Annotated in this window: 14 protein-coding genes; 7 read left to right on the top strand and 7 right to left on the bottom strand. The window is 53.9% G+C overall.

The genetic code is table 11. The features are described from left to right. Positions 1–910 precede the first annotated feature (910 nt). The 5 genes from BN903_RS18305 to BN903_RS17215 all read left to right on the top strand — a co-directional run bounded on the left by BN903_RS18305 (position 911) and on the right by BN903_RS17215 (position 3002). The gene (locus tag BN903_RS18305; RefSeq protein WP_255331274.1) at positions 911–1045 is read left to right on the top strand and encodes a hypothetical protein; all 135 of its coding nucleotides are present in this window, start codon (positions 911–913) and stop codon (positions 1043–1045) included. An 83-nt stretch (positions 1046–1128) separates the two neighbouring features. Beyond that, the gene (locus BN903_RS05020) at positions 1129–1923 is read left to right on the top strand and encodes a HEPN domain-containing protein (RefSeq protein WP_048076657.1); all 795 of its coding nucleotides are present in this window, start codon (positions 1129–1131) and stop codon (positions 1921–1923) included. 20 nt (positions 1924–1943) lie between these two features. Next, positions 1944–2327, top strand: a complete 384-nt coding sequence (locus tag BN903_RS05015; RefSeq protein WP_048076656.1) for a hypothetical protein — start codon at positions 1944–1946, stop codon at positions 2325–2327. 56 nt (positions 2328–2383) lie between these two features. Then, positions 2384–2827: a hypothetical protein gene (locus BN903_RS16460; protein WP_154018040.1), complete on the top strand. Its 444-nt coding sequence runs from the start codon at positions 2384–2386 to the stop codon at positions 2825–2827. 25 nt (positions 2828–2852) lie between these two features. Then, positions 2853–3002 carry a hypothetical protein gene (locus BN903_RS17215; RefSeq protein WP_195155714.1) on the top strand — a complete coding sequence of 50 codons (150 nt, stop codon included), beginning with the start codon at positions 2853–2855 and terminating at the stop codon, positions 3000–3002. Positions 3003–3670: 668 nt separating this feature from the next. On the opposite strand, the gene BN903_RS05010 is transcribed toward BN903_RS17215, so the two are convergent. The 4 genes from BN903_RS05010 to BN903_RS16450 form a co-directional block, all read right to left on the bottom strand. After that, positions 3671–5350, bottom strand: coding sequence for a phage/plasmid primase, P4 family (locus tag BN903_RS05010; protein ID WP_048076655.1), 1680 nt, complete (start codon positions 5348–5350; stop codon positions 3671–3673). An 86-nt stretch (positions 5351–5436) separates the two neighbouring features. After that, positions 5437–5580, bottom strand: a complete 144-nt coding sequence (locus BN903_RS17210; protein ID WP_195155713.1) for a hypothetical protein — start codon at positions 5578–5580, stop codon at positions 5437–5439. 136 nt (positions 5581–5716) lie between these two features. After that, the gene (locus BN903_RS16455) at positions 5717–5890 is read right to left on the bottom strand and encodes a hypothetical protein (RefSeq protein WP_154018039.1); all 174 of its coding nucleotides are present in this window, start codon (positions 5888–5890) and stop codon (positions 5717–5719) included. Between the two features lie 76 nt (positions 5891–5966). After that, positions 5967–6245 carry a hypothetical protein gene (locus BN903_RS16450; RefSeq protein WP_154018038.1) on the bottom strand — a complete coding sequence of 93 codons (279 nt, stop codon included), beginning with the start codon at positions 6243–6245 and terminating at the stop codon, positions 5967–5969. A gap of 161 nt (positions 6246–6406) precedes the next feature. Here BN903_RS16450 and BN903_RS05005 point away from each other — a divergent pair, with 161 nt between their 5' ends. Next, positions 6407–9442, top strand: coding sequence for an Eco57I restriction-modification methylase domain-containing protein (locus BN903_RS05005; RefSeq protein WP_048076654.1), 3036 nt, complete (start codon positions 6407–6409; stop codon positions 9440–9442). A 274-nt stretch (positions 9443–9716) separates the two neighbouring features. Here the strand turns inward: BN903_RS05005 and BN903_RS04995 are convergent, their stop codons facing one another. Together BN903_RS04995 and BN903_RS04990 are read right to left on the bottom strand one after the other, a co-directional pair. After that, a complete protein-coding gene (locus BN903_RS04995) occupies positions 9717–10181 on the bottom strand; it encodes an SWIM zinc finger family protein (RefSeq protein ID WP_048076652.1) in 465 nt (154 codons plus the stop codon). Positions 10182–10183: 2 nt separating this feature from the next. Then, a complete protein-coding gene (locus BN903_RS04990; protein ID WP_048076651.1) occupies positions 10184–10393 on the bottom strand; it encodes a hypothetical protein in 210 nt (69 codons plus the stop codon). A gap of 175 nt (positions 10394–10568) precedes the next feature. Here BN903_RS04990 and BN903_RS04985 point away from each other — a divergent pair, with 175 nt between their 5' ends. Further along, positions 10569–10853 (top strand): hypothetical protein, encoded by a 285-nt coding sequence (locus BN903_RS04985; protein WP_048076650.1) that lies wholly within the window; start codon positions 10569–10571, stop codon positions 10851–10853. 162 nt (positions 10854–11015) lie between these two features. Here BN903_RS04985 and BN903_RS04980 read toward each other — a convergent pair. Beyond that, on the bottom strand, positions 11016–11839 hold an 824-nt coding region (locus tag BN903_RS04980; RefSeq protein ID WP_048076649.1), incomplete at its 5' end, for a hypothetical protein.

Here is an 11839-nt window from a genome sequence, read left to right as displayed (position 1 = left end):
CTCGGCCTAATACGCTTTCACGAGACACGTTCAGTGGCAGTCTCGTCAGGTCGTACTGGGTAATAACTTCGTATAGCATACATTATACGAAGTTATACGACACGACTCGTCGACTCGGCCGCGATGAAGCTCCGGACGACCGAGGTCGTGATCGGGCCGTCGACGGACGGGCGGGCCTACTTTGCCGGCTTCACCGAACCGATCGACTTCGACGGGGCGTTCGAAGCCCCGCGCTGCCGACGCTCGCCGAGCGCGGCCGCGACGCCGACCGCTCGGTGGACTTCGTGGAGCCGTCGCCCTCGCTGGAGACCGGGGAAGACCTTCTCGACGTGGTGCCGATGCTCCGGGCGCGGTTCGCCGCCGAGCGCGTGGTCCCCGATTACACCGCGGCGTTCGTCCACCAACACGGCCTCGACGTCGTCGTCGAGGACGGCGAGCAGCGGTTGGTGCGGGACTGAGTCGGCTCCCGGCGGTGCGGTCGCGTTCGTCGGATCCGACACGACTTAGTCGGCCGACGCCGAGCAGTCACGTGTGGTGGGATGGCAGAGCGGCCCATTGCGCCGGTCTTGAAAACCGGTAGCCTCACGGCTTCCTGTAGGCCCCCGTAATCACCCGATATGCGCCTTCTACCTCAAGTATAGTTGATTCGCACTTATAAAATTATAGGTTCATAAGTCTCACCGATATTGTTCCTATCTTTATTCTGTCGACCGCAATTTAGGGGTGAATTGCCGGTCTGATTTATATACTCGCGTCATTTCCGAAGAACAGGCCCAAAATCTGGTCGCCGTCTGTTGCTATTACTCTTATAGACGACCACGTAGAGACTCCCACGGACACAACCTTCGACCACCGGATAGGTCGCCCAACCAACGAAAGAAGTTCACGTATCCCGGTTGATAGTCAAAGTATGAGCGACGAACAGAATCAAGATGGTATTCGCGTTCCAGCCGACGAAGAGGAAGCTATTGACATGGCTGGCGCGGAGACTGAAGAGGAACAAAACCTCGCGGTCGCGCAGGCTCGCCTGATTGGGGACCTGTAACCCTACACCTGTGACTTGTGGTGACGGCATACGGATTTTAGGGTTAACCAAATTATATACGAACTCCGTGTGGAATCTCCGTTATGTCGGAAGAGATTGAGTATTCAGATGAGTTCGTTGAGAACTTCCTCGACAACACGTTTGAACTGTGGTTTGAAGACGCTCTTGAAGAGAAGGGATTAGAGCGAAATGATTTCGAGAAGGGGCAAGTCTTTCTTAAGAACCCATTCGCTCTTTCACAGTTCGAGGATTTGGAGTCTGGTGACTCCGATGTTGAAGTCAGGGTGAATGACGACGCAGAAGTGAGGATAATGGCGGAAATCGATACCGACCGAGAAATTGAGGAAGGCGACCCCATTTACGCAAGAGATATTCAGGGGTTCGATGAGGTGATATTAGACGAAGAGCAGGAAGACTATGGTCACGTCATAGTGGCCGATTTAGGAAAGTTTGGCTGGTACTTCAACTTCGACTTCAGGTACAACCGGTCTTACGCTGACCCGTTAATTGACGCCGCCGACCAGTTCATCGAAATGGCAGAATATGCAGAAGAGAACGAACTGTGGCGTGGATTCGTAGAAAATGCGTTCCATGCGGCAGAACGCATGATGAAGATTGACGTGATTTTCTTGGGGTGGTCTGCTGAAGGACATAGTGATGTACAGGCACGATACTCCGACCTCGTTCAGATGGGACAGGGAAACTCCGACCTGTATGACGTATTCAACCAACTGAAGGGGAAATACCGATTCTCCGCCAGTTACGTTGACCCTCGGGGTGACGTAGACGAAAGAGAGTTTGAGTTTAGCGAGGATGAAGCCGAAGAGTTTCTATCCGTAATCAAGGAACACCGCGAAACGATGTCCAACGAGTCGTAAGGGTCGAAGACCCTAATCTAATGAATCACGTAGCCTCGTACATGACCTACCGTCTCCCTGACAAGCGCGTCCCTGAAACCGAGCCTTGGAAAGACCGCGAGTTCCTTCAGTGGGCCTATCACGAGCGCGGACTGTCAGCCCGTACTATTGCCTACGAGTTAGGCGTCTCGAAGAGCCATGTGACCGTCCACATGGAACGTCTCGGCGTCCTTCGACCGTGGCGTCATGAAGATACTCTTCGTCGCCTGTATGCCGAGAAAGGCCTGTCAGCGGGTGAGATTGCGGCCCGTGACGAGTTCGACTGTACGGCGACGACCGTCCAAAAGTATCTCTCTCGATACGGCCTGACCAATGAAGACCCCGACGACGTGACCTATGGCCGACTGGACGAACTCGCAGTATAGTGGGGTAATACGCTTGTACACAGCATTTATAAGTTGACCATATGATAACTAAATGTATGACACACATTCAGGATGTACGCAGTGTTATCAGAGACTCAACTCCGAATCAATGGGAATACTTTGAGCAGGTTGCTCCGCAGGTTTCCGTGACCTCTAACCCGGACACCATTTGTTACGTCTATGAGGAAGATGTGAACATTCGACTTGAACGAGGCGCAGTGGCGGTTCAGGACTTTGACGAGCCGTGGGTTCCGGGCGCAGGTGGTCAAACAGATAGTTATGTTTGGTGGCTTACTTATCAAAATTCACCAGTAGAACAATTCGTGGTAGTCAGTGTCGATGGTGGTCGAGCCAATATTCCTGTTCCTGATGGTGGACAATCAGATGGAGATACGCCTACGCTCACCGAACGAGAAGCAAACTTGGGTAGAATCTTCGACCAACATTCATTAAACGGGTTTGACGACTACATCGACAGGTCGGACGTGGAGATTGTTTAGATTGTAGCCATATCGTTCGACTTCGGTGTCTGCGGCGCAAGATTACACTATTTATAGTATTAAAGAACCAGTACACAACACCTCGGAAATTCGCCCCTCTCCGGCGGCCACCACCTGCCCGTTCTCGTTCGCCAGTCCGACCCTCTCGCCGTCAAAGACCGACGCCGACGTGTGACTCCCACACCGTCGAAGGTGGCCGTCACGACCGGCTACGCGGCCAGCAGGGCGGCACGAACGCACTCGATTCACCCGCGAAAAGATAACCTGAAGAGAGCCAGAGAGCGCTTCAGAGAAAATCGACCCCTGTCGAATCCCCCGCCCCTACCCCCGGTTGTCCCGACCCGACTGACGCCGACGACCCCCCGTTCCCCACCAGAGCCAGCCACCCGGCCTCTCACCCCCCTACCAGACCCCCGCCCTCGGGGATACCCCACTGGCCCCCTGCCTCTCTATGCGCTCTGCTGGTGCCTGCGCTCGCTGTGGCGACGACGCCGTCGGGGTGGTATGGTGACGAGATGGTGGCCCCCCGAGAGACGGCCCCTGTGGCTCGTAGAGGGGCGCTATGACGCTCTCTCGACCTATCTAAAACGGCTTTAGCGGGCAGTAGAAAGCTCCTGTTTCGGGGGTCATTTCAGAATAGGGAATGACCGAAGAGAGTGCCAAACCACTTCAGGGGGTCCGGACTTCAAATTCATTCCAACCCTCGAAATGAACTACAGAGCGATGAAAACCCTCGTCCAAGGTGTCCAAGGTCAACGGCGAAACTTCTCTTTCTATGCTCTCTCTTTACTTCTCATTCTCTCTACTTTCGAGAAGTAGCTTGAACACCCCGGACGAAGCCACCTATTCAGACGTGGCGAGTTCGTCGGGCCAATCCGGCGAATCCTGCTGTGGGGCTTCGTCCTCGTCGGCGTCAGAAAGGTGTAGACCTCGGAAGCAGTGTACTCGCTCACCACCTAACGTCGGACGGGCCGTTTCTACGTTGTATTCCCGCGTCAGGTAGTCACAGAACGAATTTTTCGGCTTCGCTTGTCGTCCTGTTTCAGCACAGAAGGCCGTGTAGGCAGAGTAGATTTTGTCCTTCGGCAGTTCAGTGTCCGGGACCAATTCAGCGCGGTCGTCCACGAAGCGGTCGATGGTGTTGCCGTACTCTTTCCACAGGTCACGCTTTTGTTCGCGTCCGAGTTCGTTGGTGAAGCCCTCGTTCCGCATGAGTCGAGCGTAGCCTTCGAGCGCCCAATTTAGGATTCCCGGCAGTTCCTTTTTCAATTCGTCTTCGATTCCTTCCTCTCGTTCGTCGCGCGGAATCGTCTCGGGGAATTGAACGTGAAGCCACCGCCGATAGAAGGCGTCGTCTTCGTCCTCGACTTCGGGAACTCGGTTAGTGGCGTATACCTGCTTCTGTGTCATTCGGACAGTACGGTACTCCTTGTACTTCTGATTCGCGTCTACCGGTTCGCCAGCGGCGATATTCTTGAACCGCCCGACGTTTTCGACTACGCTCGCGTCCAAGTCGTTGCTGATGTTGGCGAAGGTTCCGTGTGCTTGAGCGAGGGCGTACTCGTCGTTCGCTAACTGCTGAATCGAGAGGTGAGACACGTTTTCTTCTCCGAGAAGCGCGGTCAGTACATTGAGGAAGGTACTCTTCCCGGTCGCGGTCGGCCCGACGACCATCAGTGCCCTGTGATAGGGCATATCCCACGGATGAAATGCCGTGTAGCCGACAAATTCCTGAAGTTTGTCCACGTCGCTCTCGGCCACTCGGTTAGAGATGAACCGCCTGAATCGTGGACAGCCAGCCTCGGGGTCATACTCAACGGAGAGGCGCTCACGGAATCTGTATTCGGGGCTATGGGGGTCCAATTCGGGATTGGATGGGTCGGAAACGTCCAACACGCCGTTCCTTACGCAGACCCTGCCTTCAGGGCTGAACTCGTCTTCCTCTATCGAGGGCTGACTGTCGAGTTTGTGTAAGATTTGCTTGGCCTCACTCCGGGTATTGTGTTCGCGTAACTTCGCTTCCAATTGTTCCCTCACGATTCGTTCGGCGTCGTCCTCGTAGATTCCCGTCTCGACGTTGTAGTGAACTATCTCGCCAGCACGTTCGAGTGATTCGATGTGACTGTCCTCTAATAGTTGGTCTACGGCCTTCTGTCGAGCCGTTTTCGCGCTTCTATCGGGGTCCGCATAAGCGCCATAGATGGTGGCCCAAGGGTCGATGTTCTGTCTGTCGCGTACCTGCCAATCGTCCGGATTTGCGAGGTAGTCACTGAACGCGTCTTTCACGGTCTGGTTGCTGACCAGCCCTGTAGCGTTAGAAAGCGGCGTACCGTCAGGGAAATTGTCGTTCTCGAAAGCCCGGCGAATTTCCTCTGCGGTCGCGTCTCCTACCGGATTCGTAGCAATCACTCGGTTGTTCTCTTGAATCCACTCGTCGGGTTCTGCTTCAATAGCCTGCGCTACTTCAATGGCAGAGACACTCTGCGCCGAAGACGTTACGTCGGTCGGGTTCGTATCAGTCATTGTCGGTTTTCGTAGTGTAATGGGGCTGTCGGGCCGGTCAGGTGTGTGAACTCTCCGGCCCTAATCGTCTTCACGAGAACCACCGTTCAGTGGGCAGTCTCGTCAGGGTCGTACTGGTCGCACATTTGTCGGACGAGCGAGTCGTAATCTTGGCCGCCTCTCTTCAGGGACCGAACCAAGTCACGGGTTTCGGGTCGGACAGGAATACTGGCATATTGTGACTCTGCCATACTACAGCAATCGTTGGGAACACTAATAAAGGTCAGTCCGGTTCATCCTCAAAACCGAGTATAGAAGCTCTCTTGATAGGGATATTGGCGCTTTAGCAAATCTGATAGGGCTATTGAGAGTGACCTGCCAGCCGAGTCAGAAGATGGACAAGTAGTTCTCGACAATCTCGCGCTCGTCGTCAGTCAAGTCGAACAGGTCGTAGACTGCTTCGTCTATGTCGGCTTCGAGGTCGTCGAGAGCGAACCACCGATGTTCGAGGTGAGTTCGTAGGTCGTCTCGGTCTACAGGCTGGTCAGTTCGGTCGGTCAAGTGACGAAAAGCGTCTCCCCATCGAACATGACGATACGGTTCTCGTTGGGGAATCACGATGTGTGTCTCATGTTACTCACTTGTTCAATGGTTCTCGATTTAGTTCGTACAACGAAGTGTCTATATCGCAGTTGTCACACTCAATTGGATACTTGTCGCCGTCGATGACCGCAACGTATCTGTTGCCATGAACTTCGTCAATGCCGCGAAAATTTGGACCAATTGCGCCCGCTGGTCGGACTTCGACATTTGAGTCGAACTTCCGACTGAACTCTTTTCCACAGTTCTTACACTCGAACTCAATCTCAAAAACTGGGTCGTAAGGGAGCGCATTCAGGTCAGAATAGTATTCCATGTTTGCGGCAAGTGCCTACAGGGTATTAGTTTTGAAGAGAGACTTGGCAACCTCGCCCTCGTCAACGGTCAGGTCGAAGAGGTCGTAGACTGCTTCGTTATACTCACCCCCTTTACGATGGTTTGATATGACGAGGCCGAGGACCTTGCGTAACTTCGTATATGAGCGTTCAGGAAACCGAAGATATGGATAAGGACGCCATTCAAGGCTTGGTAGACGGGTACCACTCTCACTCACTCCGCGAGCGGAAGCAAATGAAAGAGGCCGCTGTTCGCCAGCAGTTCATTAACCCTCTTCTTCGAGCGCTCGGGTGGGATACGACTACTGACCAAGTGAAACCTGAACAGCGGACACTTGTCGGGGACGCCGACTACGCATTGAGCCTGAATGGCCGCGAACAGTTCTTTATTGAGGCCAAGGCATTTTCTGAAGACCTTGATGGGAGTCGTCGGGTCGGTAGTGGTGAAACACAGTCCTACGTCGAACAGGCGATTGACTATGCGTGGCACCAAGGATGTGATTGGGCCGTCCTAACCAACTTCGAGGAACTTCGGCTTTACTTCACGCACGTAAGCAAGGACAACCTCGAAAGCGGGCTGGTTTTCACGCTCACAGTAGACGAATACACGTCTGAAGATGGGTTCGAACAATTAGGGAATCTCTCGAAGGCCGCTGTTGCCGATGGGTCACTCGAACGGTTGGAACGAACGCGAGAGCGTGATACCGTTACTGAAGAGATTCTGAATGTTCTGTCTGAAGCGCGGCGTCGGTTGACCCAAGATGTTCACGAATCTCACCCCGACTTATCGATGGACGACCTTCGGGACGGCGTACAGCGTATTTTAGACCGGGTAGTAGTCATGCGAGCCGCGGAAGACCGTGGCGTTATTCCAGCAGATACGTTACTGAACATGGCCAAGTCGTGGGAACAGACCACAATTAATCCGGACGTGCGGACACTGGTTCGTGACCTGAAAAACGCTTTCCGTGACTTCGATTCGGTCTACAATTCGGAGTTATTCGCGGAACATCCGTGCGAGGACTACGACATATCGAACGATGTACTACTGGACATTATCGACTCGCTGTACAACTACAACTTTTCATACATCGACGCTGACGTACTCGGGAATATTTATGAGGACTACCTCGGCCACGCCATTGAGGACAAATCCGAGGACTTGGAACTGGTCGAACACCCGGACGAGCGACGTGAAGAGGGAATCTACTATACGCCGGTTCCGGTGGTCGAATACATCGTTGAGAGCGTGTTAGGTGACCGGATTGACGCGATTATGGCGAACGTGCGGGAAGAGTTAGAAGGCGACGAGCCGAAGTTTGAAGCCGCTCGTACCGAGTTCAACGCTATTGAGGACATAGCGGTCTTGGACGTATCGTGTGGGAGCGGCAGTTTCCTTATTAAATCGTTCGACCTGCTGGTAGACGCTTACGAAGAGTACCGTTCGTTGGTTCGGTCGGTCAATGGCGACATGGCCATACAGGAGTATTCATCCGCTCAAACGGTGTCGTCCGACTACAAGCGCCATATCCTTCGGAACAACATTTTCGGAGTGGACTTGGACTATCAAGCGACCGAGATTGCGACGGTCAATCTGCTTCTGAAGGCACTCAAGAAGGACGAGAAACTGCCAGCGATACTCGAAGACAACATCCGTTCGGGGAACAGTCTACTGAATGGCTCTCCCGAAGATGTGGCCGATACTCTCGATATTTCGGTAGAAGAAGCCGAAGAAATGGGTACGTTCGAGTGGGAAGAAGAGTTTGACAACATCTTCGAAGAACGGGGGGGCTTCGACGTGATTGTTGGCAATCCACCATGGGGCGCAGAAATAGATGAATACGACGCGTGGTTAGAGAGTGACCAAGGTTTCGAGTCAGCGACAGGACAGTACAATTCATATGAATTATTCATTGAGTTAGGTGAAGACCTATTGATTGAGGGCGGTAGTCTCGGCTTCATTATACCAGATTCAATATTTAACGATGAATACCAGTCGTTACGGGAGTGGCTTGTAACCAACCACCAACTGGAGCAGATTCACAAATTAGGTGAGGGCGTGTTCGGTGATGATGTCTTCGCCGCTACTGCGATTCTTCAATACACTAACTCTGGAGCGACAGAAAATCACATTGTAGACGCTTCCCTGCTGATGAAGGAAGACCGTGACCGGATGATGGGGACTGGTGGAGAGGCTTTAGCAAGTCTGATTGAGACAAAAAGGAATCCAACGAAGCAATCTCGGTATCTGGAAGACGAAGACTACACTTTCGATGTGTGGGCCGCTGAATCAGACTACGAGATTATGGATGTAATGGAGTCTGAAACAGTTGACTGGTATGATGTTATCGACAACGGGCGTGGTGATGAAACCGGTCGTGACGGCAAGGTAATGAAATGCCCGTACTGTCTTGAATGGGACACGTATCCTCGAAAGCGTGCGGAATCTAAAGGTGGTGGTTACTACGCAAAAACGTGTAACCACTGCGGAGAAGAATACGAGTTTGAGGACGCGGCTCAAACTACTAACATCGTTTCAGATACACAGACGGACAGCCACGACCACCCTATCTACTTCGGAGAACACATTAACCGATATAGAATCACTGGTCGCGGGCACATCGATACCGACATTCGCGGACAATGGCTTCGTGACGACGAGAGGTTCGAACCGCCGAAATTACTAATCCGTCGTACTGGAGTCGGCTTCTTTGCAACGATAGACTACACCGACGCACGAGCATTGAAAGCGAATCTGGTATTCAAGCTTCGAGAAGACCGGGATAATTCGTTCAAGCAGTACGACTTGGAATTCTTTTTGGGATTGTTGAACACCCGGACTATGCTGTACTACTATGCGAAAACACAGGGTATTGTAGAGTGGCAATCATTCCCAAGACACACGCAAACGTTCATTATGTCGCTTCCAATACCTAAAATTGACTTCGATGACCGTAACGAGAAGGAAGCCTACGACGAGTTCGTGGAATTAGTCAAGGAAGCCACGAGCGACAATGAACAGATAAACGATGGTTTGGATTGGGAAATCGAGCGTTCGGCGTTAGACCTGTACGGAATTCCCGAAGAGAAGCGTCCTCGAATCTGGAACGAACTCAAGAAACTTCAGCGGCTTCGGATTGTTCGAGAGCTGTTCCCCGACGCTGGCGAAGACGACTGATTTCATTCCCGGCTCCGGTCTACCGTGGTCACCCCCACAAGCCGTCCCGACCAGTATACAGCGCTGACGACTACTTCGTCGGCCCCGTCGGTCGTCAGGCCGATTGTCGTACTTCCACAGTCGTCGCACCATACGCGCCGGACGACCCACCCATCGGCGTCGTAGTAGGTCGCGTAGATAACGGCCTTATCACCTGTTCGGATTCCCTGATTACACTTCGAGCAGATGTTACCGCACTGTACGCCGTTCAGAGCCGCCGCCGGAGACGGTCGGGTCATTCGCTCTCACCCGCCGCATTGGCGTTCGGTTCCTCAAACCCGTCCCTGTAGCACGGCCAACAGGGTAGGTTGTCCATCGAGGGAGCGCACTCACAGTCCTCGGGACGGTCGTCGTCGCCGTCGTCAGCACCGAACTCTTCGAGGGTGATACCCCCATCGGCGCGGACTGGTTGGTCTTCGGTGGCCGCTTCGAGGACCGGCTCTCGAATAGCGACCGCGACCATGTGTTTACACACTCCGGACTGGTACTCCCACGCGGGACACGTACAGTCCGACGGGATACCGCTCTCGACATGGACGGTATAAGTGTGTTCGTCGGCGTCCTCATGTGACCCATTCGTCACTCCCACGTCGCCGTCACCGCGAAGCACGAACTCGAACGCTTCCCAAGCCGCCCGTTTTTCTACCTGTTCGTCGGCGTCGAGTATGTTGACCACATCGGTAGGGGATAGAGCGGCCATTGTTACCCCTCAATGTAGGTGACGAACTCGTTCCCGCACTCGGTACAGCTGTGGGTGTACGCAACGAAGTCGCTATAGCCGACCGACTTGCTCGTCCGGATGGCGTCGACGCCGCAGGTACACGGCGAACCGGAGTCAAGGTGGAACCCCGGCAGGCGGCGAAGTATCTGCTGTTCAGTACACTCTTTATCTTCCGTGTGCGTATCTTCCATTGGCCTTGTCGCCTCCAAGTGAGAAGGCCTCGTCCGGTGTTGTCGCACCGGGCGTTTTCGCATGAATCACGCCCCAAGAGACGAGTCCTTCCCTATCTATACCTTGGAGGGCACGGATATTAAGTGTACTGCCTTGGACGGTATAGTTAACTGATTACAGGCTATAGAAGTCCGTATGAGCGAAGAATCGAAACCGGGGCCAACACCGAGGGTAAGTGACGACGAAATAATCGACCTGTTTCGAGACACGGAGGACCCCGTGCTTTCGACAGCGGAAGTGACCGAACAGGTGCCGCTCAAACGACGTGCGACTTACAACCATCTCCGGTCGTTGGCCGACGAGGGGCGCTTGGAAAGCAAGCAGATTGGTGGACGGAACACTGTGTGGTGGCTGGCCGAATCAGAGAAGCCGGGACCACGGACGTTTTTTGAGAAGAACGTAGACGATAGTGGGTCTTGAAGCCGCCCAAGGCCCCGAAACAGTCGTGAGAGCGCTCTATGTTAGCATAGAGTTACCATCTCGTCGGTTAGAGCGGCGGCTATTAACCAACAACACGCCCTGAAGCGCTGACTGTGTTGGTTAATCAGCTTGGCAGGGATACGCCCCCAAAATATTCGCTGACTATCTGCCAGTAGCCGGGTCATGGAAAGACCGACCACTCCGGAACTCCGTCAGTTCGTCAATCCTATCTTCGAGGTCTTCGATTTCCTCACGGAGTTCGTCGGCTTCCTCGCCTTCGGTGGCCGCGAGTTGGTCTTTGAGTCCCTGTAAGCGCGTCTCTTTCTCTTCCTCGTCCACGTCGGCCTTACGAACGTATTCGCTCTCTTCAATCTCGTACACGTCCGTCTCGGACAGTCCGGTCACGTCGAGGGCGTCGTCTACCTTGCTTGAGTCCACCGTGGTCAGTCGTTCCCGTTCGATACCGGCGGCCTCAAACGCGTTCAGCACTACCTCGTCGTCCTTGAGCGACCGGTTCCTACGACTGGTCCGTTGGACAGACCCGAACTGACCGGACACCGGCTGGTCGTGGTGTAGACGGTCAAGAAGGACAGCCCGCACGTCTTGGCGCAAGTCATTGGCGTTTCTCTGTACGTCCGACAGTAGGGTGTACAGATTCACGAGCGGGGGCGTCTCCACGTCTTCGAGCGTGGTCACATCATGCCTTTCGAGCGCGTCAATGAGCAACAGAGCGTCACTGTAGACGGCTACATCGGGTTCCTCCCGCTCTTGGTCGCCGTCGTCGGTGTCCCCTTGTGCTTCGACCAGCGGCGAGCCTGTTGACTGGTCGCTTTCGGTCAACGTCCCTTCTTGCTCGTCTACCTCGAAGCGCGGATGTAGAGACAGGAGTGTAGCATATAGCTCGCCGTCAGGGGGAAGCCGGTCAAGGTCAAACTCACCCTTCGCGTCTTGGATACGGCGATAAAGCGTCTCAAACTGTTCGCGCT

This window comes from Halorubrum sp. AJ67 (assembly GCF_000513435.1).
This window is presented reverse-complemented; position numbering and strand designations above follow the sequence as displayed.